The following is a 26,327-nucleotide window of genomic DNA, read 5'->3' on the forward strand; positions in this document are numbered from 1 at the left end:
TTACTTGAAGTTTGAAGTGGGGTGTTTACAGAAGTGTAACACGGTAATAAAAGTTTACTCTTTTTAATGATAGCGTCTCGTATCAAAATTTCACTGATAATTTCATTACTAAAAAATAAAAATCTCTGGCCCGCCTCGCTAATGGAGATAAGCCACAGATTTTTATTTTTATACTCACATTATAATATAAAGATTTCTCTACTAGTTTGAAACAACCTCCCCTCGTTTCATTTACTAATATATAAATTTATTCATTTCTTTGATTATAGTACTATAATTTAGAACGCTACAAGCAAGTTTATATTCCTTTAAAAACTTGTTCAGTTTAGTGTTGACATACCCTTTCATTTTTCCCCTCCCGTATTTCTTATACAGGGACTATAATATCATTATCACAAATAACGAGAGGGGAATTAGAAAGAGTTTTCATACATATTACATTGATTTACGTTAATCGAGCTTAGTTATGACTTTGAAAAAATCACTCCAGAAATGCATCTTCGTCCACAACTAATTGAAAATCAGTATGCTTTCGCAATATACTCGCAGGGCATTGAGAGGATACCTCTTTATAGAGTAAAGATTCTACAGCACCTCTTTTTCTTCTACCGTTAGCAATCACCATTACTTTTTGTGATTTCATAATTTGATTAATACCTAAAGTGATTCCCATATGAGGGGTTTTTTGTTTCTCTGTGAAATATTTCTCTCCTACCTTCTGCGTGACCTCATCTAGATGAATCACATGTGCATTACTAGAAAAATCTACACCTGGCTCATTAAAACCAATATGTCCATTAACACCAACACCTAAAATAGCTAGATCTAGACCTCCTATTGCTTCAAGCTCCTCATTAATTCTATTGCATTCCCCTGTTAAATCTTCTGAGGTAGCATCGAAGCCATGGATTTGATCTTCGGTAATAGATAATGGTTCAAATAAGTTTTCATAAAGAAAAGACTGACAACTACCTTTATCCACTCGATCTAAACCTACCCATTCATCTAGTAAAAAAAAGTGACATCTTGATAAATCTATTTTTATTTGTTCTGTTAAATGTGATAAATAATTCAACATTCCTCTCGGTGTATCACCACCAGCAATACACAATACGGAATTTGGTTTTTTAGCGATTTGCTCCACTAGCACATTTGCTGCTAATTGAGACATTTCATCATAATCTTTCATAACATTCAATACGGTAGTTCTACTTTGCAAAAAAGACCCCCCTCTTATTTATAAAAGTTAATATCGCCCTCAATCGTTCTGTTTTGTACTGTCATCTGTGTGTCATTTACTTTTAAATCATCATGCCAACTAAATGAACATGTTCCGATATGAGGATCCTTCCAAAGAATCTTTTGCGAATTGCTTACCTTCATCTGTGCTTCGATCATCATTTGCTGAAAAGCATCAAAGCTACCAAATTCTTCGCTAGAGCCCATCCGTACTATCCACACATTATTTCTACCTGAAGAAATAACCTCTCGTTTTTTATTTATACCATCCTCAACAAGTTGTATGCCATTCTGAGCGAATAAACCAATATAACCATCACCTTTTTGTAAAAATATCCAATCATCAGCGATCAGAGAGTGGTCAAAAGCAAATAAAGGGGTATACGCATGTGTAAAATCTACATCATGTTCCTCTTCGATATTAAATATGGCAAATGCTATGGATTTATATTGAGCTACTTTAGGCAAATATCCATTCCCTGCCCAGTAACTAGGTCTGCCACTACTTTGAACCGATTTTTCTCCTGGATGATTGACCCATACATTCGCTTCTGGACCAATACTCGCTTGTAATACATGCTCCTGATAACCCTTTTCTCCTGGTTTAAACTGTAAAGCAGAAGAAAGCATGTATGCGGATGTTTTATAGGTGGACAGATTAGCAAAATCGTCTGGACCTTGTTTATGAAGATAGGAAAGAGCATTGCCATTGGAAACAGACAAAAATTTTGAATATTTCGCAGGTGGAATGTAATCAGAAAGAGATAAAGCAACAGAACCAAACGTTGAATAATTAAGAGCTCCTTCTCCCCAAGCAATCCAAGCCAGACTAGTAGTTTGGGTATTGTAATTTCCTTTTAACTCTTTTTCATATACACGTCCCTGTGAACATGTTAAATATCCATGGTAACTGTTAATCGCAAGCCATTTAAAAATTTGATCCAATGCTCTTTTTGCATGAACTTTCAATATATTGGAATCTGTGAGATCATAAAGGATAGTTAATCCGATAACATTAATAGGTATATAAGGAGCTGAGTTCCATTCGGATAATCCTTCATCAAAAAAACGTTCGAACCATGCATTCAATCTTGCCTCGCCTCTTTGATAATGCTCCCTCCCTGAAATTCCAGCATTTGTGAAATGTTCATCTGGATACATTTGACCTGCTAGTATTTCACATGTATGGAACATAAGTGCATGATTTTCACTAAAAAACCACATTACATCATTACCCGGCTCATCCATCCAATATCTAAAATGAAGGATCATTTGCTTGATTCGATCAATTGTTTTAGCTGTGACGATATCACTCTTGTGGTAATCATGTAGTAATCTAAAAAACATAATTAAGCTAAAATCACTACAATCATTACGTTCATTAATTTTCTTCATTTCATCTTCCAATATATCGTGAAACATTTGCGGATCTAACTCATATGAGCCAATGTCCTCACTACAATACAAAATAGAAAGCAGTTTATGCATATTTGGTTCACCGTGTATAGAGGTAAAATCTAAAGCCATTCTTTTTCTATCCTCTATATGATCTGTTTGTAATTTCAAATAAACTTCTGGATATATTTCGATTCCAAAATGTTTTGTTATGCAAATATCGCCAACCATAATCTCCATTTCTATCGCTGTATAACCTATTTGAAAATCATGAATATTCCCCAGTACTACCTCTGTACTTCCCTGCTTCACATCACATTGAACAATTTGCTTTACACACCTTTCCACTTGCATAGTAGCTCGCGACGAAAAGTTTATTTCAACGATACGATCAAATTGCAACACAACATTACCACGTTTGAAAGTATCAACTGGAAAATAAGCTCCGTCCAACAATTGTTCTAAATGGATAATTTCATTAGCAGAGTAATTTCCAATTGGTAGTTGAATTTCTAACTCATCTTTACCCAAATAATCCAACCTAAATGAGAATTTTGTATCTCGTTCTGCAAGGTCATCAAAATACACTTCTATTTTATTGTTACCTTTTTTCAATGGCAAATGGATGGAAGTATAAGTTAATTGATTACGTGCAAAAGGTTCAAAATGAACTTCTGGATGGTTATTCAACCATATTTTCAACCCGCCACATGTAGCCAATGAAAAGTGATAATCACCTTCTACTTCACAATAAATTTCTGTATATGCCCTTGATTCAAGGTGGGTAGGGACATTCCAAAAACCTTCTTTTTCCACCACCGAATTGTCAAATGGCATGTAAATCAACCACTGTTTAGGAACATCTTTAATTTTTTGCACTGCTCCTGGAAATATATTAGATGAATCTGTTACAAGTGGTTCTTGAGAACTCCTCTCTTTCAAAAATTGTTTTTTGCCTGGAAATTCATGAATGGCGTGTCCCTTCAACAACCAATCATTAATATTTCCCTCTTGGGTTGACTTGTCAAATTGCTTCTTGGTTTCTAGCATTTCAAGGATCAACCATCGATTTAATGACTCACCTTGCTTTAAAGAATATGTTAATTTATTCATCATAACCCCCTATTCTTTTACACCTGTAGCCATAATTCCTTGCACAAAGAAACGTTGAAAAAATAAGAAAACGATTATCATAGGTACCATTGTGACAACTGCCATTGCTAAAAGTGGCCCCCAATCAACCGAATATTCTCCAACGAAGTTAGCAATTGCTAGCTCTAACGTATACAAGCGTGTATCCGAAATAGCAATTAATGGCCATATATAATCTTGCCAACGCCACATTACAGAGAAAATGGTGAGCGTTGCAATAACAGGAGCAGATAGAGGAATAATTACTTTCATAAAAACTTGCCATTCATTGGCTCCGTCCATTTTTGCTGCTTCAATCATTTCATCAGGTAATGAAAGAATATATTGTCTAATCAGAAACACGCCAGTTGGTGTTGCTGCTGGTGGTATAATAATCCCCCAAATCGAATTATACAATCCTAATGTTTTTAGAACGACAAACATAGGAATCATTAGTGCCTCTAATGGAATCATTAATGTAGATAAAAATAAAATCAGTATGACTGTACTCCCTTTAAACCGGAACTTTGCTAAAGCATAGCCAGACATAGTGTTAATGATTAGTGTAAGAGCGGTAGCCACTATCGTTACAAATACTGTATTAAACAAGTAACGACCGAAATTCGCCTCTTTGAAAGCACTAATGTAATTATCAAATGTAATATCATTCGGAAAAATAGTTGGTGGCCAAGAAAACAACTCTGTACCAGACTTGAGAGAGGAACTTAACACCCATAAAACTGGAAAAAGCATGAACACGGACAATATAATTAATATGGTATAAATGAGCCATTGGGATTTTTTATTTTGTGTCATTGTTATACACGCCCCCCATCACTGATCTTCCATTGTATTAAAGTAATAACTGCCATGATGATAAACAATATCAATGAAAGTGCACTACCAACTCCGAATTCACCTTGGTTGAAACCTACATCATACGTATATTGCACGTAATACTTGGTAGAATTAATTGGACCGCCTCCCGTTAAGGAAACAACTAACGCAAACGTCTTAAAGAATTCAATAAAGCTAAGAATAATAACTAGCAATGTGATGGGCTTCAGCATGGGGAAAGTTATCTTAAAGAATTTTACCCTGTCGCTTGCACCATCAATATCAGCTGCTTCATAAAGGGTTGGTGAAATATTTTGTAAACCCGCTATAAAAATAACCATAAAGAAACCTACACGTGCCCATATCGTGACAATGATTACGGATATATTCGCCATGACTGGGTCTAATAACCAATTAATAGGATCAATGGATATCAGGGAAAGAAGATAATTAATTAATCCAGTGTCTACTTGTAATATCCAGTTCCACATTAGCCCTATTACAATGAAAGAAATCATGACAGGTAAATAAAAAATGGTTCTAAAAAAATTGGCAAATTTAATCTTCCTTGTCAATAGCCACGCTAACCCAAGGGCACTAATTACTGTAAAAGGAACAACTAAGACGACATAAATAAATGTACGTTTTAGCATATCCAAAAAGTTTGGATCCGTCAGAATGTGACGAAAGTTTTCCAATCCGATAAATACAGGACTTGAGATACCATCCCATTCTGTGAATGAATAGTACACTCCGTATATGGCAGGTAAACCAACAAATATACCAAAGATCAGCATATTTGGTAGAAGAAATGCATATGGAACCCACGAGCGTGTTTTCATAAATCTCATCTCCTAACGCTTGCTATCTCAGCTAGTATTTAGAAATATGCTTTTGCTTCTATCAGCAAAAGCATATTTCTTAACCGTTACATCTTGCTACTAATTTTCTAGTTCTACATTATCTACCAATTCATCCATCGCTTCTTGTGGTTCTATATCTCCTGATAAAACTTTTTGAACATTTTCTGTAATCAAAGTCTCTACTGACGGCATATTAGGGTTCTCCCAATCAAGTGTGGGAAGTTCAGAAGTAACTGCTAACTCATCTGCAAAAACTTTCATTTCCTCACTTCTAACCTCGTAGTCTAATTCCGCGTTGTCTGCACGCGTACTTAGGAAAGAGGATTCTTTCACAAATTCAGCATTTACTTCTTGTGATGAAAAATATAATAAAAAGTCGGCAACTGCATCTTTATGTTCTGAATCATTAAATCCTACTATTTGTTTACCACCAGCTACTGAAGACCGTTGCGAACCTTCCGGCATATAGGTAACACCCCACTCAAAGTCGGCATTTTCTTCATAGCTTTGGATATTCCAATTACCAGAGAAATGCATTGCTGCTTGGCCTGATCTAAACAATGAATTTGGATTTTCTCCACCCAACCAAATAGAACTAGGAATTAACTCTTGATCATGTAGATCTTTAAAATATTCCAGCGCCTCAACTGATTCCGAGTTGTTAATTACTAATGATTGTTGATCGTCGGAAAATATACTTCCACCATTTTGATAGATTAATGTAGAGTATCTGGAAGGTGACAAGTCATATGCTAAAGCAAAACGGGCATCACTATTTTCTTTCACTTGAGTCAAAGCCTGCTTAAATTCCTCCCAATTCCATACGTCTTCAGTAGATTGTGGAACCTCTACTCCTGCTTGTTCAAAGTGTTCTTTATTATAAAATAATCCATGAGCTGTTACATCAGTTGGTATACCGATAATTTTATCGCCTCTTTCAACCGTTGGTATCGCAACATCCACAAATTCATCCAAAAAAGCCTGTTTATCTTCTAAATAAGGTGACAAATCTAGCAAGGCCTCTTGGACATGATTGACACCTGAAATTCTTGCCAGGTCAGGCGCATCTCCCCCTGAGACCCTTGTTCTAATTCTCGTCATTAGATCGTCATACGGTGTGTCAATGATGTTAAACTTAATATTGGGGTTCTCTTCTGTATATTTGTCTGTTATTTCTTTAAACACTTCTCCCTCATTACCATCGCTAAACCAGATAACATCCAAAGTAACTTCGTCTTCACCTTCTCCATCTGAAGAAGTACTATCACTATTATCAGAGCATGCGGATAGTAAGATAAATAGTCCAAGAACCATAGACAATAAATAGATTTTATTTTTCATTTTTTTATTCCTCCTATTAATCGTCAATAATTAATCGTTTTCATTTCTTGCAAGGCGTAATAAGTATTTGAACATACTTATTACATTCCTTTTACAAAAGGTTATTTTCCTCTAATTCTTGATAAGCATAATTGACTGCCCCGATCGCCCCTGCCATACTACTCAAACTTGCTAATTCAATTTTGCTTTTAATTGGTGTTAGTTGATTGACCAAACTTTGAATATGAGGTAAAACAGTTCCCATAGATTCCGATACACCACCTCCTATAATAACTTTTTCGGGATTTAATAAGTTAATGCTATTTACAATTACAACAACTAGTTCATCGATAAAGTTATTAATGATCTCAACTGCTTGTGAATGTTGATTCTCGTATTCTCTAAATAATTCTTTTGCTGTGTAGTTTGCTGATCTTAATCCTTCACCAGAGGCTTTTTGCTCGAACAAACCAAACATACCAGGTTTACTTTTGTAGCCGGATCGAATATCCTTTTTTGAAATTTGATAACCGATCTCGCCGCTTTTATAATCTGTTCCATAAACTAGTTTTCCATTTGAAATAATAGCACTCCCTATACCTGTTCCAATAGCGATGAAAAACATATCATCACTTTTATCACCAGATCCTAACCATCTTTCTCCAAGTGCAGCACAATTCACATCATTATTTATAAATACCGGAAAAGGAAAAGCGTTTTGCAAGGACTCTCGAACATTTATATCATTCCATTGTAACGCTGGTGCATCAAACACAATACCAGTTTCAGGATTGGTGAAACCTGGTATCCCTGCTCCTAAAGCAATGATTTGTTCTCTGTCTACTTTAGATTCGATAATAGCTAATTCAATAAGCTCAATTATTTCTTCAAAATTATTTGTTGCTTCAACTCTTTTTTCATATACTTGATCACCAATTAAATCTGTCATTATGATTTGAATTTTCGTACCACCTATATCTACACCAATCCCAATTTTGGACTTTGGATTAAATCGAAGCATAGATCTTCTTTTCCCACCACGTTGAGTAGATTCACCCTTTCCTACTTCTTCTACAAGTTGTCTAGCTAATAGTTCTTCTACAACTGCAGACACAGTAGCCTTACTCAATTTCAAATCTTTTGCAATTTCTGTACGACTAATCATTTCTGTTGATTTTATTCTATCTAGAACTAAAGAACGATTAATCTTTTTAATCACATCAAATTTACTTACAGAATTGTTTTCCATATAATTACTCCTAACTAAAACTTCATAAGTTAGTTTGTTTTAAAATCTAACTAACTTAATAGTAACAGATTTTTTCTGAAATGCAAGTGCTTTCACTTTAATTTATTTGTCGTGGTAAGCATACAATTATGATAGCCCACCTCTTTCCAGTATTTAACTTTATCAACATTATTTCATTCCTTTTTGTTTACAAACGATAATACACAGAGGTGTAAACACCTCCAAGTAGTTGCATGTAGCACCTATAATACTAGCTCCAAAAAAGTTCCAAACTTTTTCTGAACAACTATAATAAATCCTCCTCTCAAGTTAAATATGACCTCCTCTTTGGTTGCGCATACACTGTTTATCAAGCAAAATATTGGTTGATACCTAGAAAAGTGATTATAAAATCCGTACGTCCCGCAGGCGAATTGTTGTATAAACATACTTTCCTAGTGATTCATTTAGTCGACTCTTTTATCCTGAGTGTATTGTCCTATTTCATAAAAAAGAGGTGCGATGGAGAACTACATCAAGGAAGCTAAGAACGGTTTTGGTTTAGATAAAGTGAATAGCCATTCTTTCCGAGTCAATGACGGACTATGCAAACAGTAGCTCACACTGTTCGCAAGACTCCCCAAACAATAGAAGTTACCTTACCAAAAAAACCCCCTGACCACTCAAAAAGCAACCAGGGGGCAATCCATATATTAATCTCTACTAAACAAGTCCCTCGTATAAACCTTATCCGCTACATCTTTAATTTCATCTGTCAATCTGTTCGCAACAATAACATCTGATATTTCTTTAAATTCGTTAAAATCGTTGACCACTCGTGAACCATAAAACTCTTCTTCTTCCAATACTGGTTCATAGACAACAATGTCTATACCTTTTGCCTTGATTCGTTTCATAATACCTTGAATGGCAGATTGTCTGAAGTTATCAGAGTCTGTTTTCATTGTTAAACGGTAGATACCGACAACAGATGGATTCTTCGCTAGGATACTGTCCGCAACATGATCCTTACGTGTCCTATTAGCATCGACAATCGCTCCGATAATATTATTCGGTACATCCTCATAATTGGCAAGTAATTGCTTCGTATCTTTCGGTAAGCAATAACCACCATAACCAAAGGATGGATTATTATAGTGGTCGCCAATACGCGGGTCCAAGCCGACTCCTTCAATAATCTGTTTCGCATTTAATCCACGAACTTCCGAATAAGTGTCCAATTCATTGAAGAAGGAAACACGCATAGCAAGATAGGTATTCGCGAATAACTTGATCGCCTCTGCTTCAGTGGAGTCTGTATAAAGAATCTCAATATCCTCTTTGATCGCACCTTCTGCTAGAAGATTAGCAAACGTACTAGCACGCTCTGATCTTTCTCCAACTACAATTCGTGATGGATACAAGTTATCATATAGTGCTTGTCCTTCACGTAGAAACTCTGGTGAGAAAATGATATTGTCTGTATTATACTTTTCTCGCAATTCTAATGTGTAACCAACTGGAATCGTTGATTTAATGATCATAACTGCCTCTGGGTTACTATCCAAAACGGTCTCAATAACATTCTCGACCGTACTGGTATCAAAATAATTACGTTCCGGATCATAGTTCGTTGGTGTAGATATAATCACATACTCAGCGTTCTCATATGCTCTACGTACATCTGTTGTAGCTACCAAATGCAAATCTTTCGTTTCTAAATACGTTTGAATCTCTTCATCGACAATCGGTGACTGCTTGTTATTAATCATGTTGACTTTCTCTTCCATAATGTCAACTGCAATCACTTCATTATGCTGTGCTAATAACACGGCATTCGATAGTCCGACATAGCCTGTCCCCGCTACTGTTATTTTCATTTTTTCTATTCACCTCTAATATAATTCTTGTACTTTATTATAACTGTCAATCGTACCAATATCATGTCGTAAGCCTTCAAATGTAAAAGCATATACTTCTCTTTGCTGAATCAGCCATGGAATAAAATAACCCGGTGCATCAGGATTATTTCCTTCTGCCAAATATTGCTTAAATAATGGTAAAGTCTCCGCCTTGTATAGATAAAAAGGTGGTACAGCTAAGTTCGATTTCGGTTCTTCTGGTTTCTCTTCAAAAGATGTGACAACACCATCTTCGTTCACTTCAACTATACCAGTACGTTTCATTTCTTCAGGGTCATCTAATTCATGTGTCGTAATACTGTCTGCATTCACTTCTTGATAAAAGTGAACAAAATCAACCAATTCAAAATCAAAGAGATTATCACCAGCTAAGACCATAATGTCTTCGTCCACCTCATGCTGATCCAATACATGTTGGATATCAGCAATTGCACCTAATCGATTGTCATTGGTTGTTGTGTGGTCGTTAACAACACTTATTTTCTTAGTTCCTTGATAGTTTACTGCCCACTCTTGAAAACTTGGCGTGAACTTCTCATTGGTAACAATATATACTTCGTCTATTGAATCGACTTTTTCGACCTTTTCGATGATATGATTCAGAATCGGTTTCCCTGCTACTTCCAATAAAGGTTTCGCTTTATTCTTGGTTAAGGGATATAATCTGGTCGCATAGCCGGCAGCTAGTATAATACATTTCATCTTCTTCCCTCCAAAATAATGATAAGGACAAGTTCCCGCTGTCCTCTTGATCCATGAGGTGGGCAACATTATTAGTTTTACAGAACTGAACTTTGTAGAATTTTTAAATAGATTTCTTACAACATTTACAATTATAACAGATTTTCACTGGGTTATCTTGCGTTACTATAGTAAAAAAATAGGTAGTGTGCCTTTATTAGTTAAAAGTATCCTTTTTCCACCAACACCTTTTGAATTTTCTTTCTAGCAAGCTTTCCCCAGTTTTTCACTGCATTTTCCGTTACACCTTCTTCTTTCGCAATGGTTCTAACTGACTGGTCTTTCAACACAAATTTAAAGAACCAATGCCACTGTTTATCTGACAACTGACTTTGAATATCTAATAGTAACTTTGTATCTATATGCAACTCATCCTCTATTAGCAAATCTTCTATTGTTACTTGATCCAACCAATTCTGAAATTGATCTCGTTCACGATTTTCTTTACGAATCTTATTAATGAACCTTCTTGTAATACAATAATAAGCATAGGTAGAAAATTTGGATTTCGATGGATCATAATTTTGAAATGCATGCCATAAAGCAATTAATCCTTCTTGATAAAATTCCCCTTCCACATCTCGAATTTGATATTTGTGCATGATGTGATAAATCATTTTTTCAGAATCCTTTAAAACATCTTCAAATCTCATCACTAGGTGACTCCTATATGACAAGCACTTGCCGTTCGTATTCCGCGGTAAAGTGATCATATAAAAGTTCGAGATAGATGTCATATGAAGATATTTTTTAATTAACATATGAAAATAAAAAAAGTTATGGTTGTTTAGTTATTTTATATCGTTAAAAACAGATTATCTAATAACTCGATGAAAATATGATGGTATTTATATTTCAATAAATTTGTTTTCTGAAAAATTAACAAGTGACCTTAACCATATTCTCTTTGATCCACCTTCCGACCATTATGGTGATGCTATTCTTAAATTACATAATTTACTTAAACACGAAATATATTTCGTTCCAACCTCTTTTTTATTTTAGGAGAATAGTTAAGAGGTTGAATTATTATGAATGAATTGGAAAAAGATAATTTTCTATACGTATTAGGAGAATATTATAAGAAACAGCGTATTACCATAGGCTGGACCCAAAGTGAAGTAGCCGAGACTTTACATATGAGCGTTCGTTCCATTCAGCAATTTGAGAAGGGTGAGCTTAATCTAGCAATATCCCGCTTTGTAGAATTAACAGAGTTATTAAACGTTCCCTATTCCTTTGTAGAAGAACAGTTCAAAGCATATGGCTACCAGTCCTTTCAAGAGCAAGTAAAAGAAGTAACAAATCGAAAGGAAAAGAAAAAGAGATGATGAAAGATTATCGGATAACAAGAAAAACCTTAGCCATTATATCAAACAAAGATATATTTCATCAGTCTAAAATAGTTGAAATGGAGAAGGAAATTCACCATTCTTCTCCTCCACTACAAATCATAAAAGAAAACTGTATGCATTACGGCGCTGCATATGATGGGCGTAAAAAATCCGTACAACACCACTTAGATTTCCACCAAAAAACACCCATTCCTATTGTTGCATCCAAAGCAATTTATACCTTCCCTACCGAATCACCACAAAATGATAATTGTTGTTGGCTGTTTTTCCATGGAGTGAAAGATATCTTCACCGAGACGAAAAACAATATCACAAATACAGTTGTTCTTTTAATTAACGGGAAATTACTGACCTTGGATATTTCCATATATACTATAAAAGAACAATATGATCGAACCGGAATGTGTAAGGTAGTGTTTGATCAATTATTATAATGCTTCAATATCAATCAAACATGATTGAACAAGAGGAAGAGTATTATCAATCATTAGTTTCGTATTAGGCTCTATAAACAAATTATGTATCTTTTTTCAATTTTTGATAAACTTTAATATACTCATCTAATAATTCACTATATTCTAAAGTAGAGGGTGCGGTTAAACCATCTCGAAATCCCTTATCCAATAATTCTCTTCGCATAACCTCAATTCGTTCTAATAATAATTCTACATCGATTTCCCTATTGCCCATATTTTGAATCCCCTTTATCTACAAGCACAATAATACACCCTTAAACATAAGTTAGTTAACTTTAAATTGAATATACCATAGTATTAACATGTAAGTGGTACGTTATTTAGTACCAAATAATGATGTTTTCTTTGTGTTGTCTGTAATCACCATCTGAGTTTTGACGATTGCTTTTTTGTTAATGTCGCTTAGTGGATTTGGAAGGATGGATTCATAAAAAAGTGATTGTAAAAATTAATAGTATTTTAAATAAACACGATATTTCGTTAAGAGAGCTTACCCGAAGAACTGATATCAGACATGCGACACTTAGTGAACTATCTAATCAAAAACGACAGAATATTAACTTTCAACATATTGAGAAAATTGCTGAAGCACTTGACATTCAAGATATTCGGGAAATAATTGATTTTACAGTCTGAAGAGAAAGATTGATAAGGATAATTATCGCAAAAAAATAATCCCAAGATACATTTCATCTTGGGACAACTATCATTAAGTACTATTTATAGAAATGGCCAGGCCGATTCTTATTTAAGGATAGTTCCCTTGTCCTCTTGATCCACGAGGTGGGCTCCATTGTTGGTTTTACAGAAGTGGACTTTGTAGACGTCTTTGTATGCTGGGTGTTGGGCCGGATAAATAGCGTCCATGTTTGCTTTGATTTGTTCTTTATATGCTGGATCAATTAACCCAATACAACAGCCTCTGTAACCTGCCCCACTAAAACGGGCTCCATATACACCTACTGTTTCTTTCAATACTTCATATATAGTGATCAATTCTGGGCAGCCTGATTCATATTGATGAATCGAGCTTTCACCTGATTCAAACATCAATTTGCCGAACTGTTCAATATCCCCTTGTTCCCATGCTTCAATTCCTTGCCGTACACGGTCCTGTTCAGTAAAAAAGTGATTGAGTCGCTTACGGAATTTGCCTGGTACGTGGTCACGATACTTACGATAATGTTCTTCTGAAATATCCCTTAGTTTCACATCCTGCAAGGCGGTTCGTTCAAGACCAGCTAATTCTTCCACAATCCAGCCTGCCACCTTACATTCATCCACTCTATTATTATAATCTGTACCGATCAATGCTTTACTTACACCTGAATATACGATCACTACTTCAACTTCCGGCATAGTAGTAGCTTTCTCTACTAATCGGTGTTCTTCTGTATGGCAATCCATCACAAGTAAATGATTATCTTTGCTTAATATGTTAGCCGATTGATCAAGAATACCGTTCTTTAAGCCGATAAATTCGGTTTCTACCCAGTGACTGTAGGAAATCAAAGCTTCCTTAGTAATAGTAAGTTTATTAGCTTTACATAAAGCCATCAAATAAGCAGTTGTTACGGCAGCAGAAGAACTTAGTCCGCCTATTGGTAATTTCCCGCTAATAACCGCACGAAATCCATTTTGCAGTTTATGGTCTCGGTGTAATGACAACACTGCTCCCCGAATATAGTTCCCCCAAAAGTGAGGTAGCATCATAGGAACTTGATCAATATGGAAATATTCTTCATCAGGAAAGTCCATACTGCTAACCCTAATATAGCCGTCATCTGAAGGAGCAAACACCATTTCGACATTTGCATCAAGTGCCATACCTGTAACCAATCCATCTTGGTGATCTACATGTGCACCTAATGGACAAATACGAAGTGGTGAACGTACAAGATAGGCTGGGTTTTCACTGTATATTTGTTTAAATGTCTCAAAAAGCTCCTGCATTTTAAATACCCCATTTACATGGATTACTCATGACTTTAAACTTCTTTTCCACACATAAATTATATAATTTGAAGCTAAATACCATTCTTCATTATAACATATTTACCATATCAAGATTATTACATTTTCCAAATGATAGGGAATCTTTGAGTTATTTATTAATAGTGAAAACTCAAATACCGCAAACACTTAGTGTGTTTTAACTAAATTAGAACATATATAGTTTGTTTCCCTAACATTCACCCTTTATTATGGTAATTTTTTCTCAAACAGGATGTGATGTTTTTGGAAAACAAACTAGGGTTACGATTAGAAAATCTTTGTGAACAATTTAATTATGACTACAAAACAATAAGTAAAAAACTTGGTTATTCAGAAAATACTTTTGGACATTATGTCAGAGGAGTTCGTACTCCTGATTACCATACACTTATAAAAATAGCTGATTTATTTAATGTTTCCTTGGATTATTTGTTACGTGGTAAAGAGTTTAGCTACAACAGAAAGGATCATTTAAATGACCTTTTACCGATATTAGACCGAATAGGCGCTCAAAAAGCGTCAATCCATCTATCAGAACATTGGGACTCACTGACTGATGATAACCTAAAAGAAGTAGTAAGCCATTTTGAATGGGTCTTAGATAGACAAAATTATCTAAAAAAATAAACCCTTCTCTAATAAATGAGTACATAAAATGTAGCGAACTTCATTAAAGAAGAAAATAGAATGATCAACATGTTTACTCCACCTTCTTCTTCATTTGCTCTCAACATATGGAAAGGAGGTGTTTTTTTATGATGGCCATTTTAGAGTTAGTTGGTTTATTTGCTATTATTTTTTCTATTACTTATCTTAGCTTTCATTTTATTAAGAAAATAACAAACAAAGAAAGAGTACTATCTAAGAAAATCTTCTACTTATCATTATTGGGAGGAATAAGTTTGTTTGTCCTCGCGGTTATAGTGGATGATTCAACTGTTTATGCAGAACTAGATGAAGTAAAAACTCATAATGAAGAACTGTGATAAGCTCCCTTCTAAGTAGACAGATTAAAAAATAAAAATCTGCTACTTGGGGGGAGATATTTTTATGTCCAGAAAAGGTCATACTGCTGAATTTAAACGGACAGTATTGGATGCCTATGAAAATCAGGGATAGCTTAAGTGAGATCCAGCGAAAGTACGGTGTACATAATACCACCCTTGTGCATTGGATGAAAATGGTGGACAAATACGGTGTGGAAGGTTTAAAGGGGACTTCCCACAATAAAACCTACACAAAAGAAATGAAATTAGTTGCCATATCAGATTACCTGTCAGGTAACTATTCACAAAGAGATGTCATAGAAAAGCATGGGATTTCCAGCACATCTGTTTTAAGAAAATGGATGAAAGATTATAATGGTCATAGAGAAATAAAAGGACAACCGGAAGGAATGAGTCGCTCTATGACTAAAGGGAGAAAAACCACGTGGCAGAAACGTATTGAGATTGTACAAGACGCTTTAGCCAATCATAGGATTATCATAAAACGGCGGTAGCAAATCAAGTATCTTACCAACAAGTCTATCAATGGGTGGAAAATATGAAGCTGGTGGATGGGATGCGTTAAAAGACCGACGTGGTCGTTCTAAAACAGAGGAAGAATTATAACCGGAAGAAAAAATGAAGTTAGAGATACGTCGGATGGAAAAAGAGAATGAACGGTTGCGAGCGGAGAATGCCTTTTTAAAAAAGTTAGAGGAGATCGAAAGGGGGCGGTCATAACCCGTGTTCGTTTAGAAAATCGCTATTTAGCGATTCAACAACTTTACGAGGAAGAAAATTTTTCTATTCTGTTATTATGCGAAATAGCAAAGGTGGCACGTGCCTCCTATTATAAATGGTTGAATCGAACACCAACAGATGAGGATAAACTAAATGAAACTTTATTAGAGGAGATGGAAAATCTTCATCAAAAAGTGAATGGGATTTATGGATACCGTCGTATGACCATGAATATGGAACGTCAATTTGACCGCCCGTTTAATCACAAACGTATTTATCGTCTCATGAATATAGCAGGGATACAGGCTGTCATTCGCCGAAAGAAAAAGCGTTATTCAAAGTCCACACCACAACATGTTGCAGACAATCTATTGAATCGAGACTTCACAGCGTCAAAACCAAACGAAAAATGGGTTACAGATGTTACGGAATTCAAATATAGCATGTCCAAAAAAGCTTATTTAAGTGCCATTCTAGACTTGTATGATGGATCCATTATAAGCTATAAAATCTGTACTTCTAACAATAATCAATTGGTCTTTGACACGTTGAAACAAGCTTTAGAGACGTCATCAGATGCGAAACCTTTAATCCATAGTGATCGTGGTTATCAATATACCTCACCTGGCTTTAAATATATCATTGATAATGCTGGGGTGAAGCATAGTATGTCGAGAGTGGGAAGGTGCATTGATAATGGTCCAATGGAGTCGTTTTGGGGGACATTGAAATGCGAAAAGTATTATTTACATCAAAAAGACTATCACACGTACGAAGCGTTGGTTGAAGCCATTGAAGAATATATTCAATTTTATAATTACGAACGATACCAAAAACGACTAAATGGCCTAAGCCCCATGGAGTATAGGGCTAAGGCCGCCTAATAAACATTTTTTATTATTTCCACTGTCTACTTGACAGGGGGCAGTTCAGATTTCATGCGCTTTATTATTAGAATTTTTGTCCTATCTCATCAATCAGGTTCACCATAATAAATCTTCATTCTCATCCATATACATTGATGAAACGTCCATAAATAAATATAAAGAGTCAGCTAATGGATAGGAAAAAGTACGAATCCTATCACCTGTTTCAATATCGTTGTATAGATCAGAAAGAATTCCAGACTGTTCTTCTTTCATACGAATCACATTTTCAATAAAGTATGGTCGCCAACTCCAGTTTTTCCCTTTTATTGTCTCATCCCATACCCATTCCTGCTCTAGATGAATAAAGTTAACGGTTTTTTGAAACCCATCTTCATCTGTTACATAAATTCGGAAAAAAATGTGTTCCATCTGCTTTGCTAGACTATCAACCTGTTCATCTAAACTCTTATTCTTCTTCACTAGCTTCCAGTGTTCCTGAACCTGTTGATTTAATGTAGCTGTCAGCTCAAATTTAGTAGACAGTTTGGCTCTTTCTACCTTAATAAATTGTTGAATATTCTGGCGAAAACGTTCTTTCAGTACATCTTTTGCCAAAAAAGCATCAGAAGTTTCTGTCAAAAAACTTCCTTGATAAAATCGGCCATTGTTCCTCCATGCATAATGAAAGTGATAATTAGATGAAATACCATCAAATAATAATTCTGCTCCAAGTTTACGTGCAAACAACGCTAAGGAATAAATAATGCCGTGAAAACCATTAGAATTCGATTCACTTTGAAGTGATTGCAAGTCTACTTTTAAAATATCAGGTTCCATGAGGCTAATCCGATCTAAATTACTCGTTCCTGTTCCTAGATCATCAATGGCTACTTTAACTCCCAGTGTTTTTAAGTATTTAAATGTATGTGTCACTAGTTCAATATCTCCGCGAAAATGATGCTCGGTAATTTCGATTACAATTTTAGAAAGATCAAGACCTTTTTCCTGATACTTCAGCAGATGATTAAGAAATAGATCTTCCTTGTCTAAGGCAAAGTAATTAGCGTGTACATTCAAATACAAATGCTCATCCATTTCTTGCTCGATATACTGCTTTAATGCCATGTCTTGTATCTTTTGATCAATTTCCATTTTAAAATCATCCGGCACATTCGTATCATGAAAAAATGAACCTAAATGAATAACTTTGTCATCTATTTCCAACCTACCTAAAACTTCATAACCGGTTACTTCATGGCTATCGGCACTATATATCGCCTGAAAATAGGGCTTCACTTTATCTGCATGCATCATTACATCTAAAGGATCCATCTTGATTCCCCTCTCTTTCATTAATTGTAACTGTCCATAATCGTTTAATCAAAAAAATAGTCTGAATCCGATTGGAATTCAGACTATTTTATACTTCAATTAGAACTTCGCTTGATATCGATCTAATTCCCATCCTGTAACGGCTATACGATAACTGTTCCACTCATCTTGTTTCAATGATAAGTATTCATTTAACGCATAATCCCCAAGAACTTTCTTACCAATTTCACCAGCTTCTAATGCTTGAATGGATTCACCTAATGTAGTTGGTAAGTTTTCAATACCATGATCTTCTAACTCTTCATCACTCATGCTGAAAATATCATCAACTGTTTCTTTAGGTGCTTGTAGAGATTTTTCCACTCCATCAATACCAGCCGCTGCAATACTAGCAAAGGCATAGTATGGGTTAGCACTTGGATCTGGACAACGGATTTCAACACGAGTCCCTGCTCCACGAGTTGCCGGTATACGAACTAGTGCGGAACGGTTTGAAGCAGACCATGCGATGTAACAAGGTGCTTCATAACCTGGAACTAGACGCTTATAAGAGTTTACTAATGGATTAGTAAACGCAACAAACGATGGTACATGGTGTAACAAACCAGCGATAAACGAGTACGCTGTTTCTGATAACTCACGAGAATCAGATTCATCATAGAATGCATTTTTCCCTGCTTTTTCATCAAATAAAGACATGTTAACGTGCATTCCGTTACCATTCTCTCCAAATACTGGTTTAGGCATGAATGTTGCGCGTAAACCGAATTGCTGTGCAACTGTTTTAACAACCCATTTAAATGTAGTTGCGTTATCTGCAGTTGTTAGTGCATCACCGAATTTGAAGTTGATTTCATGTTGCCCTTCCGCAACCTCGTGGTGAGATGCTTCAATGGTAAAGCCCATTTTTTTCAATGTTTTATAAACTTCTAGACGAATGCGCTCACCTAAATCGTATGGTGCAGGTTCGAAATAACCACCTTTGTCATGTACTTGCTGAGTAGGTTGGCCATTTTCATCTGCTTCAAATAAAAAGAATTCTAACTCTGGCCCTACATTTATGGAAAAACCTTTTTCTTTCGCTTCATCTACTGTTTTTTTTAGAATGTTTCGCGGGTCTCCCTCGAATAATGATCCATCAGGGTTTGTTACGCTACATAAAAAGCGTGCTTCTGAGTAATCTTCTTCTTCTGTCCAAGGTAAAACTGCAAATGAGTTTAGATCTGGTAATAAGTATAAGTCTGATTTATTAATCGGTGTAAAACCTGTAATGGATGAACCATCGAACATTGTTTCACCTTCTACAACATCATCTAATTGTTCTGCTGTTACTGTTACCTGTTTTAATGTACCTTCGATATCAACAAATTGTAAATGTAGTAATTCCACATGTTTTGTTTTGATTTCCTCTTTAATCGTTTCTAATTGTGATACAGTGTCCACTGTTTTCTCTGGAGCAATTGTTGCCATTTTTCATTTCCCCTTTTCCATGTAACTTTATTTAACATCTATTGTTATTAACAATGCTACAATAGTCTGAAAGATAACGTCATGACTTTTGTAAGAAAATCTGACAAACTTTTTGTGCTTTCTACCCAGCTATAATTGCTCCAAATAACCGTCAAATCGCGATAAAGGACTACTTGAATATGAATAAAAAAATTTAAAAATGTAGTAGAAACGACATATTTCTCTGACTCCCTTACAAAAAATCCCGGTTCCTATCTAAGGATACCGGGTTTAATGGTTATGGTTGTTTGGTAAATGTTTTTAATGCTTGCCATTCCTCTGAAGTAAGGGTGACCCCTTTTCCCATTTTTTCGTGATCTGGTGCCCAGTCACGAATATCGTATTTTGGTTCACGGTCATTCCAACTAATAAGATTTACTTCTTTTTTCCATCCTTTTGGTGATTCAGACAGGACGGCCACTTGTTCAATGATCTCATATTTAATACCTGCCATGTCAATTCCTCCTACTCTTATTCTCCATATTCCACTACGAAGATTAGTTGTCAGTCTTGATAAATTAATAACATATGGATTTTTTCAAATGCTAGTAGTTTTCTTTGCTAAAAAATCATGTAAATAACTACCCAAAAATTGGTCACTCTAAAAATATCCCTCAGTTTCTTCTACACCTATTTTATGTGAAGAAACTGAGGGATTCAATGTTTTTGTGAAATTAAGCCATTATGATAGTTTATATTTTTCTAACAAATCACTTAAGTCTTGATTCAATCTTGTTAAAGCTTCTGCTGAACTTGCCACATTACTAACGGCATTAATCTGTTCATCAAGGGAAGAAGTGATTTCTTCAATGGAAGCAGCTGTTTCCTCCGAAACGCTTGAAATACTTTCTACATTTTCATTCATTTTTTCCGCTTCTGTTGTAATTCCACCTATTTCTGTTTTCACTACTGTAATAGCCGTAACAACTTCTTCTACAGCACTTTTCATATCCATGAATTTCGTTTCTGTTTGTCTTACATCATGATCTAAACCTTCAGATGACGTACGATTCTCTTCGACAGCTTGTACGGTTTTGTCTGTTTCCGAGACAATCGTTGACACAACATTTTGCACTTGATGTGTAGCTTCTTTTGACTGTTCCGCAAGCTTACGAATTTCATCTGCTACAACAGCAAAACCTTTTCCATATTCACCTGCTCTTGCTGCTTCAATACTTGCATTTAATGCTAGAAGATTAGTTTCTTCTGCAATATGCTCAATCGTATCCATGACTGCCGTAATATCTTGTACTTTATGATGAAGGTGACGAATATCATTTGATATTTCATTAGCTCTTTTAACGGAATTTTGGTTTGACTGTTGAAGTTTTGATACAATCTCAATCCCTTCATTTGATAATGATTCAGATTGATGCGTGATTTGGTCCATTTTATCTGTTTGTTCTCTCATCTGATGAATAGCTTCTGTTAACTTTTCCACACGATAATGGATATCCTCTAAATCATTTGCTTGCTCTTGTGTACCTTTTGAGATTTCATTCATAGCATTGCCAACTTCTTCACTGCTAGCTGATGTTTCCTCCGAAATCGCTGATAGATCTGTTGCGGAATCTAATAAGTGATCACTAGATTGCTGCACACTTGTAACAAGATTACGTAATTCTTTAGACATTTTATTAAAGGAATGAGCTAGTATACCAATTTCATCGCTTGATTCTGGTAAATAGGATTCAGTAATATTCCCATTTGATATATTGGTCGCTTGATTTGCAACATCTTTTAATAATTTTAATTTCTTTCGAGTTAAAACATAAAACAATATGGAACTTACTATTATAATTAAGATTGTAATGACAAAAATAACAATTTGTAATACATGTAAATTTTCATAAAGTTCATCTTGAAATACTGTAATACCAACTGTCCAATCCCATGGTTCAAAATATCTCATATAGGCTGTTTTATCACGATAGTTGCCATCTGATTGCTCATCACTATATTCGGCAAATCTATCAGATGGATCTGCTTCTGTTCCCGCTTCTACCAAGCGTGTACGATTATTTCTGTTTAACTCATCAGCCGGCTCACCACCAATTTTGGTCGGGTGAAGCTGCAAGATTAAATCTTGATCATAAGCAAGTACATATCCATGATCTTTATAAACAAAATTTGTCTGTGTGTAATCATACTCATTATTTTCAACAGGGCCGTTTAATATTTCTCTTGCTCTATTTTTTGCTTCTTCCTCTGTTAAAATACCTGCTTCCACTTCTTCTTCCAATAATTCCAGAACAGTGTAAGCTCCATCTGTAATTTTTTGTAATTCACTTTCCCCTGACTCTAACAGCTGACCTTTTGCTACTTCATAACTAAAAATACCAATTATAATACCCGTAACAGCTGTAATTATTGTAATCAATGCAATTAACTTAAATGATATACTCTGAGTTTTCTTCAAGTTGTTCTCCCCTTCCCTCCCTTATATCGACAAAATTTTAAAAATTTCAATAAAGAAAGAAAAAGATAAAAAAACAACAAAGGATAATTATTTTATAACTTTTTATTTAAATAGATAAATATAAATAAAATTAGAAGCACAAAAATGGAAAGCAATGTAAACATTTGTGAAAAACCTATATACTTAATTATCATACCTAAAATAAGTGAACCTAAAGCAATACCAGTATCATATAACGTATAAAATGTTGCGGTAGCATGTCCGCTACGATTCATTTTTACTTTTGAAACTGCTAATGATAAGAAAAATGGTAATAATGACCCATAGCCGACTCCAATCACACCGGCAGCAATTAAAAAGGCTACTGCATGGCTAGAAAAGCTTAATATCACTAATCCGAGAGAAAATAAAATCATACATGGAATAATTACGGGTTTTGCCCCTCTAAGATCAAATTGTTTGCCTAAAAATGGCCTTGAAATAAGCATTGTTACAGCAAACACCACAAAGAAATATCCTGACACATGATCAAGTCCCCTTGCGTTCGCATATACGGAAATAAACGAGACAATACTGGAATAAGCAAATGCAACTAATAATCCAATGAATGAAATCGATAATACTTCTTTCTCCAGCAATTCTTTCCACTTAAATGGAGATCCTTTTGATTTATCAGTATTCTTTACATCCTTTGTTTGAACAAAAAAGATAGAGACCACACTTAAAATGGTAAACAGATTAAGAATGATAAACAAGTTCGTATAGGAAGTGAACTGAATAATACTTAATCCTAAAAAAGGTCCTAATACAATTGCTAAATTCATGGACATGGTAAAGTAGCCAAGTCCTTCACCTCTCTTTTTAGCCGGTATGATATCAGCTGCCATCGCATTTGTCGCTGTTGTTAAAATCGCAAAAGAAAAACCATGTATAAAACGAAGTAGTAGCATTGCGAGATAGGAATCGATAAATAAATAAAAAATCATGGTAATCGCAAAAAGAATACTACTGATTAATAGCACATTACGTTTTCCATATCTAGTAAGAATATTACCTGCAAATGGTCTTAATAATATCGCGGCTAATAACATGACTGTAACGACTAGACCACCTTGAGCTTCAGATCCACCCCACTCATCTATTACGTACAATGGTAATGTCGTTAATAATGTATAAAAACTGATGAAAACAAATAAATTGACTACTGCTATACTGATAAAATTCCTCGTCCATATTTTTGACTCTGACATATTTATTCATCTCTTTCTATTGATAGTTTTTCTAAAAGTTGTTGTAAAGCTATTTTTTCCTGTTTCGAAAGTTGATTGAGAAACATTTCTTCTGTTTGTTTCACCGCCTCGATAATATCCAGATAGGTTGATTCCGCTTTTTCAGTTAATGTGACAACTCGTTCTCGTTTGTCCGTTCCTACTTTCCTTTCAATCCATCCGTTTTTTTCCAATCTCACTAATGTTCTGGTAATAGTCGGTGCTTCAACCTTAAGATATTGCCATATTTCGGTTTGTGTCATTTTTCCTTTTTGATAAAGGGTGTAGAGGATTGTCCATTGGGAATGAAACAGTCCAAACTTTTTTAATGTTATATTTAATTCATTTTGAAACAACCGTAATTTTTGATTATATAAGTGCAGCAAATGACTGGTATCCATGCTCTTACTCCCTTCCGAATATTATTTACCTAGGTAAATAAACAACTATACAATTGTAGTGTATTTTCAAGCAAAAGTAAAGAAGCAGCCGGTAACCGACTACTTCTTGTGTTTCATGCGTTCTTTTACATAATCAATGAATTCATTTGCTTTTTGTTCAGGTGGTTGAGTTGTTACACTAACCACGATAAATAGAGCAGTAGACACTACAATCCCCCATATACCGGACTTCAAACCAAGTAATAATCCACCTGTTGCTTCAATGTAAATCACTAGAATACTACTGGTTGTAACACTAATGATTACTCCAGCTGCTGTACCTCTCTTCCAGAAGAATGTCCCAATTATAGCCGGAACGACTACAATTAATCCGGCAGAAGAAGCAACAGAAAGTACAGCAATTAAGTCGAGCTCTAATTGAGCAAATAAAAATGCTAATACGGCAATTACCGGGATAACAATTTTACCGATTAATAATTGCTTGCGATCGTCCGCTCCCCCTTTTACATGACGATACACATCTCGTGAAAATAAGGATGATAATGTTAATAAAATCGAGTCAATCGTTGAAATGGCAGCGGCCATTATCCCTACCATAACAATCACACCTAAAATCGGTGGAACGACATCAGAAGATAATAACATCGGAGTTGCTAAATCAGCATTTTCTAAGCCTGGAAACAAAATTGATGCTGAAAAACCCCATACAACAGATACGACTGTATAAATAAGACCAAAAACTAAAAAACCTAATAACATATGACGCAGACTTTTTAACGAAGCAGGCATAAATAGTCGCTGGCTTACTTGTGGATTGGAAATACTGAAGAAAAACCATGGTATCGTCAATCCTAAAAATGTCCAGAAATTAAAAAATCCGTTACCTGGCACTGCTAAAGCCTGTGGATCATTTGCTTCAATTGATGCAAAAAAACCACTCACCCCACCTAGACTATTAACAATCAGAATCACGACTATTGTAGAGGTAATGATCATGATTAGTGATTGTAAGGAATCAGTCCATACCACTGAACGAATCCCGGCAATGTAAGAGAAGATAAGTGCTAATACTGTTGCAATAATAACACCTGTTGTATATGGGATCGCATCATTCGTAACTCCCTGAAGCAAATATCCTATTCCTGTTAACTGAACAGCACTGTACGGAATTAAAAATAAACTACTTGCAACTGCCGCAACTACTGCCACTCCTTTATTTTGATAGCGATCACCTAACATTTCCGAAGGTGTAACGTAACCATACTTCTTACCAACTAACCAAAAGCGCGGACCAAATATCGCAACAAGGGAAACCCCCATAAAATAAATAATTTCAAATCCTAATGCACCGACACCGCCATTGTACGTAAGTCCGGCTAGTCCGACTAACATAAAAGCACTATAGGTTGTGGCACTATAACTTAAAGCAGATACAAAACCATTTAATTTTCTTTCACCTAAAAAATATCCAGACATACTGTTTTGTCTGCCATTTCTTGATAAATAAGCAATTATTAGAGCAATAACAATATAGATAGCGATGGTTGACCAAACTAACGTTGTACTCATTCCTCATCACTCCAATCAGTCGTTAAAAAGAAATTCGCCACAAAGGTAATGATAGCTAATATCGACCAGATCAAAAAGCTGCCATACCATTTGGTTACATCGCTGAGGAATGCGTAAGGAATCACATAACCGAGAATAACAATGATTAAAATAATAAGTCCCCAAAATTTTTCTTTTTGATTCACTTCTCTCACCTATCCTTTCATGTCATGATTCTTATTATACAGATAATCATACATCTGTAAAGACACCTGTTAATCATCAGATATGTAATGCCACTATCTTACTTATAAGAAAAATGGGAAAGCCCATCCGGTCCTTATCTTTAACCAGATGGTGTGCGCTAACTCCATGTAGTGATGTTGACATGTTTATCACGGTGCTAACCCCGCTTCGGCTGCCCACTCCCCCTTTCCGTGGGATTTTTCCCGCAGCTAACTTTTTCGCGCCCAAAACCGCTCGAAAAGTGGATCTTCAGGAAAAACGAGTCCCACTGGAGTTGAAGTGGGCGGCCTACGCTGAATCATGCTCTACAACATGTGTGAGACCTAGAAGCTTGGGTTATTATCCCTGTGGAAGTGCAAAGCTATGGCGTTGAAAATCACTAATAATGGTTATAAAAACAATATGCTTTTTCTGATATTCGTTGTAGAAAAAGCTATAGTGGAGGCCGACCGTTTCGACTCCTGAGGGATTAGCATGATCTGAAGATCCACTTTTGCAGGAGCGAC

Annotated in this window: 24 protein-coding genes and 2 pseudogenes; 7 read left to right on the forward strand and 19 right to left on the reverse strand. The window is 35.4% G+C overall.

What is annotated here, in order from left to right; genetic code table 11:
- Positions 1-481: 481 nt before the first annotated feature.
- The 6 genes from BM121_RS00285 to BM121_RS00310 all read right to left on the reverse strand — a co-directional run bounded on the left by BM121_RS00285 (position 482) and on the right by BM121_RS00310 (position 8,034).
- The gene (locus tag BM121_RS00285) at positions 482-1,219 is read right to left on the reverse strand and encodes a glucosamine-6-phosphate deaminase (RefSeq protein ID WP_091479410.1); all 738 of its coding nucleotides are present in this window, start codon (positions 1,217-1,219) and stop codon (positions 482-484) included.
- A 14-nt stretch (positions 1,220-1,233) separates the two neighbouring features.
- Complete coding sequence (locus BM121_RS00290; RefSeq protein ID WP_091479413.1) at positions 1,234-3,747, reverse strand: hypothetical protein; 2,514 nt, start codon at positions 3,745-3,747, stop codon at positions 1,234-1,236.
- Positions 3,748-3,756: 9 nt separating this feature from the next.
- The gene (locus BM121_RS00295; RefSeq protein WP_091479415.1) at positions 3,757-4,581 is read right to left on the reverse strand and encodes a carbohydrate ABC transporter permease; all 825 of its coding nucleotides are present in this window, start codon (positions 4,579-4,581) and stop codon (positions 3,757-3,759) included.
- A 2-nt stretch (positions 4,582-4,583) separates the two neighbouring features.
- Complete coding sequence (locus BM121_RS00300; RefSeq protein ID WP_217649286.1) at positions 4,584-5,444, reverse strand: carbohydrate ABC transporter permease; 861 nt, start codon at positions 5,442-5,444, stop codon at positions 4,584-4,586.
- 99 nt (positions 5,445-5,543) lie between these two features.
- Positions 5,544-6,806, reverse strand: a complete 1,263-nt coding sequence (locus tag BM121_RS00305; RefSeq protein WP_091479422.1) for an ABC transporter substrate-binding protein — start codon at positions 6,804-6,806, stop codon at positions 5,544-5,546.
- 91 nt (positions 6,807-6,897) lie between these two features.
- The gene (locus BM121_RS00310) at positions 6,898-8,034 is read right to left on the reverse strand and encodes an ROK family transcriptional regulator (protein WP_091479425.1); all 1,137 of its coding nucleotides are present in this window, start codon (positions 8,032-8,034) and stop codon (positions 6,898-6,900) included.
- Between the two features lie 347 nt (positions 8,035-8,381).
- Here BM121_RS00310 and BM121_RS22325 point away from each other — a divergent pair.
- Positions 8,382-8,613 (forward strand): annotated as a pseudogene (locus BM121_RS22325) (transposase); the annotation flags it as partial.
- Between the two features lie 113 nt (positions 8,614-8,726).
- Here BM121_RS22325 and BM121_RS00315 read toward each other — a convergent pair.
- The 3 genes from BM121_RS00315 to BM121_RS00325 form a co-directional block, all read right to left on the reverse strand.
- On the reverse strand, positions 8,727-9,893 hold the full coding sequence (locus BM121_RS00315) for a nucleotide sugar dehydrogenase (RefSeq protein ID WP_091479428.1): 1,167 nt from the start codon (positions 9,891-9,893) through the stop codon (positions 8,727-8,729).
- 15 nt (positions 9,894-9,908) lie between these two features.
- Positions 9,909-10,637: a nucleotidyltransferase family protein gene (locus BM121_RS00320; protein ID WP_091479431.1), complete on the reverse strand. Its 729-nt coding sequence runs from the start codon at positions 10,635-10,637 to the stop codon at positions 9,909-9,911.
- A gap of 200 nt (positions 10,638-10,837) precedes the next feature.
- Complete coding sequence (locus BM121_RS00325) at positions 10,838-11,329, reverse strand: sigma-70 family RNA polymerase sigma factor (RefSeq protein WP_091479435.1); 492 nt, start codon at positions 11,327-11,329, stop codon at positions 10,838-10,840.
- Positions 11,330-11,707: 378 nt separating this feature from the next.
- Here BM121_RS00325 and BM121_RS00330 point away from each other — a divergent pair, with 378 nt between their 5' ends.
- Together BM121_RS00330 and BM121_RS00335 are read left to right on the forward strand one after the other, a co-directional pair.
- A complete protein-coding gene (locus BM121_RS00330) occupies positions 11,708-12,007 on the forward strand; it encodes a helix-turn-helix domain-containing protein (protein ID WP_091479438.1) in 300 nt (99 codons plus the stop codon).
- Positions 12,004-12,465 (forward strand): competence protein ComK, encoded by a 462-nt coding sequence (locus BM121_RS00335; RefSeq protein ID WP_091479441.1) that lies wholly within the window; start codon positions 12,004-12,006, stop codon positions 12,463-12,465. The genes BM121_RS00330 and BM121_RS00335 overlap by 4 nt, the downstream gene beginning before the upstream one ends.
- Positions 12,466-12,547: 82 nt before the next feature.
- Here the strand turns inward: BM121_RS00335 and BM121_RS00340 are convergent, their stop codons facing one another.
- Complete coding sequence (locus BM121_RS00340) at positions 12,548-12,721, reverse strand: aspartyl-phosphate phosphatase Spo0E family protein (protein ID WP_091479445.1); 174 nt, start codon at positions 12,719-12,721, stop codon at positions 12,548-12,550.
- A 209-nt stretch (positions 12,722-12,930) separates the two neighbouring features.
- Between BM121_RS00340 and BM121_RS00345 the strand changes: the two genes are divergently transcribed.
- The gene (locus tag BM121_RS00345) at positions 12,931-13,143 is read left to right on the forward strand and encodes a helix-turn-helix domain-containing protein (RefSeq protein WP_091481199.1); all 213 of its coding nucleotides are present in this window, start codon (positions 12,931-12,933) and stop codon (positions 13,141-13,143) included.
- Positions 13,144-13,251: 108 nt separating this feature from the next.
- Here BM121_RS00345 and BM121_RS00350 read toward each other — a convergent pair whose 3' ends face one another.
- On the reverse strand, positions 13,252-14,460 hold the full coding sequence (locus BM121_RS00350; RefSeq protein ID WP_091479448.1) for a GHMP family kinase ATP-binding protein: 1,209 nt from the start codon (positions 14,458-14,460) through the stop codon (positions 13,252-13,254).
- A gap of 285 nt (positions 14,461-14,745) precedes the next feature.
- Between BM121_RS00350 and BM121_RS00355 the strand changes: the two genes are divergently transcribed.
- The 3 genes and pseudogenes from BM121_RS00355 to BM121_RS00365 all read left to right on the forward strand — a co-directional run bounded on the left by BM121_RS00355 (position 14,746) and on the right by BM121_RS00365 (position 17,113).
- Complete coding sequence (locus tag BM121_RS00355) at positions 14,746-15,129, forward strand: helix-turn-helix domain-containing protein (protein WP_245780693.1); 384 nt, start codon at positions 14,746-14,748, stop codon at positions 15,127-15,129.
- A 128-nt stretch (positions 15,130-15,257) separates the two neighbouring features.
- Positions 15,258-15,488 (forward strand): hypothetical protein, encoded by a 231-nt coding sequence (locus BM121_RS00360; protein WP_091479453.1) that lies wholly within the window; start codon positions 15,258-15,260, stop codon positions 15,486-15,488.
- A gap of 64 nt (positions 15,489-15,552) precedes the next feature.
- Positions 15,553-17,113 (forward strand): annotated as a pseudogene (locus BM121_RS00365) (IS3 family transposase).
- A gap of 99 nt (positions 17,114-17,212) precedes the next feature.
- Here BM121_RS00365 and BM121_RS00370 read toward each other — a convergent pair.
- The 8 genes from BM121_RS00370 to BM121_RS00405 all read right to left on the reverse strand — a co-directional run bounded on the left by BM121_RS00370 (position 17,213) and on the right by BM121_RS00405 (position 25,781).
- Positions 17,213-18,430, reverse strand: a complete 1,218-nt coding sequence (locus BM121_RS00370) for an EAL domain-containing protein (RefSeq protein WP_175495254.1) — start codon at positions 18,428-18,430, stop codon at positions 17,213-17,215.
- Between the two features lie 99 nt (positions 18,431-18,529).
- Complete coding sequence (glnA, locus tag BM121_RS00375; RefSeq protein ID WP_091479458.1) at positions 18,530-19,900, reverse strand: type I glutamate--ammonia ligase; 1,371 nt, start codon at positions 19,898-19,900, stop codon at positions 18,530-18,532.
- 277 nt (positions 19,901-20,177) lie between these two features.
- Complete coding sequence (locus tag BM121_RS00380; RefSeq protein WP_091479460.1) at positions 20,178-20,393, reverse strand: YdbC family protein; 216 nt, start codon at positions 20,391-20,393, stop codon at positions 20,178-20,180.
- A 228-nt stretch (positions 20,394-20,621) separates the two neighbouring features.
- Positions 20,622-22,358, reverse strand: a complete 1,737-nt coding sequence (locus BM121_RS00385) for a methyl-accepting chemotaxis protein (RefSeq protein WP_091479463.1) — start codon at positions 22,356-22,358, stop codon at positions 20,622-20,624.
- A 92-nt stretch (positions 22,359-22,450) separates the two neighbouring features.
- The gene (locus BM121_RS00390) at positions 22,451-23,608 is read right to left on the reverse strand and encodes an MFS transporter (RefSeq protein WP_091479466.1); all 1,158 of its coding nucleotides are present in this window, start codon (positions 23,606-23,608) and stop codon (positions 22,451-22,453) included.
- A 2-nt stretch (positions 23,609-23,610) separates the two neighbouring features.
- Positions 23,611-24,027, reverse strand: a complete 417-nt coding sequence (locus BM121_RS00395) for a MarR family winged helix-turn-helix transcriptional regulator (RefSeq protein ID WP_091479469.1) — start codon at positions 24,025-24,027, stop codon at positions 23,611-23,613.
- Positions 24,028-24,126: 99 nt separating this feature from the next.
- Positions 24,127-25,596 carry a sodium:solute symporter family protein gene (locus BM121_RS00400; RefSeq protein ID WP_091479472.1) on the reverse strand — a complete coding sequence of 490 codons (1,470 nt, stop codon included), beginning with the start codon at positions 25,594-25,596 and terminating at the stop codon, positions 24,127-24,129.
- Positions 25,593-25,781: a hypothetical protein gene (locus tag BM121_RS00405; RefSeq protein ID WP_091479474.1), complete on the reverse strand. Its 189-nt coding sequence runs from the start codon at positions 25,779-25,781 to the stop codon at positions 25,593-25,595. The genes BM121_RS00400 and BM121_RS00405 overlap by 4 nt, the downstream gene beginning before the upstream one ends.
- Positions 25,782-26,327: the final 546 nt, after the last annotated feature.

The organism is Gracilibacillus orientalis (assembly GCF_900114645.1).
Classification (GTDB): domain Bacteria; phylum Bacillota; class Bacilli; order Bacillales; family Amphibacillaceae; genus Gracilibacillus; species Gracilibacillus orientalis.

What these genes read in the sequence shown, in the direction of transcription:
- BM121_RS00310 (WP_091479425.1), bottom strand. Translation starts at nt 8,034, where the DNA reads ATGGAAAACAATTCTGTAAGTAAATTTGATGTGATTAAAAAGATTAAT.
- BM121_RS00295 (WP_091479415.1), bottom strand. Translation starts at nt 4,581, where the DNA reads ATGACACAAAATAAAAAATCCCAATGGCTCATTTATACCATATTAATT.
- BM121_RS00330 (WP_091479438.1), top strand. Translation starts at nt 11,708, where the DNA reads ATGAATGAATTGGAAAAAGATAATTTTCTATACGTATTAGGAGAATAT.
- BM121_RS00320 (WP_091479431.1), bottom strand. Translation starts at nt 10,637, where the DNA reads ATGAAATGTATTATACTAGCTGCCGGCTATGCGACCAGATTATATCCC.
- BM121_RS00360 (WP_091479453.1), top strand. Translation starts at nt 15,258, where the DNA reads ATGATGGCCATTTTAGAGTTAGTTGGTTTATTTGCTATTATTTTTTCT.
- BM121_RS00335 (WP_091479441.1), top strand. Translation starts at nt 12,004, where the DNA reads ATGATGAAAGATTATCGGATAACAAGAAAAACCTTAGCCATTATATCA.
- BM121_RS00395 (WP_091479469.1), bottom strand. Translation starts at nt 24,027, where the DNA reads ATGGATACCAGTCATTTGCTGCACTTATATAATCAAAAATTACGGTTG.
- glnA (WP_091479458.1), bottom strand. Translation starts at nt 19,900, where the DNA reads ATGGCAACAATTGCTCCAGAGAAAACAGTGGACACTGTATCACAATTA.
- BM121_RS00350 (WP_091479448.1), bottom strand. Translation starts at nt 14,460, where the DNA reads ATGCAGGAGCTTTTTGAGACATTTAAACAAATATACAGTGAAAACCCA.
- BM121_RS00370 (WP_175495254.1), bottom strand. Translation starts at nt 18,430, where the DNA reads ATGGATCCTTTAGATGTAATGATGCATGCAGATAAAGTGAAGCCCTAT.
- BM121_RS00380 (WP_091479460.1), bottom strand. Translation starts at nt 20,393, where the DNA reads ATGGCAGGTATTAAATATGAGATCATTGAACAAGTGGCCGTCCTGTCT.
- BM121_RS00290 (WP_091479413.1), bottom strand. Translation starts at nt 3,747, where the DNA reads ATGAATAAATTAACATATTCTTTAAAGCAAGGTGAGTCATTAAATCGA.
- BM121_RS00340 (WP_091479445.1), bottom strand. Translation starts at nt 12,721, where the DNA reads ATGGGCAATAGGGAAATCGATGTAGAATTATTATTAGAACGAATTGAG.
- BM121_RS00325 (WP_091479435.1), bottom strand. Translation starts at nt 11,329, where the DNA reads ATGAGATTTGAAGATGTTTTAAAGGATTCTGAAAAAATGATTTATCAC.
- BM121_RS00390 (WP_091479466.1), bottom strand. Translation starts at nt 23,608, where the DNA reads ATGTCAGAGTCAAAAATATGGACGAGGAATTTTATCAGTATAGCAGTA.
- BM121_RS00400 (WP_091479472.1), bottom strand. Translation starts at nt 25,596, where the DNA reads ATGAGTACAACGTTAGTTTGGTCAACCATCGCTATCTATATTGTTATT.
- BM121_RS00305 (WP_091479422.1), bottom strand. Translation starts at nt 6,806, where the DNA reads ATGAAAAATAAAATCTATTTATTGTCTATGGTTCTTGGACTATTTATC.
- BM121_RS00315 (WP_091479428.1), bottom strand. Translation starts at nt 9,893, where the DNA reads ATGAAAATAACAGTAGCGGGGACAGGCTATGTCGGACTATCGAATGCC.
- BM121_RS00300 (WP_217649286.1), bottom strand. Translation starts at nt 5,444, where the DNA reads ATGAAAACACGCTCGTGGGTTCCATATGCATTTCTTCTACCAAATATG.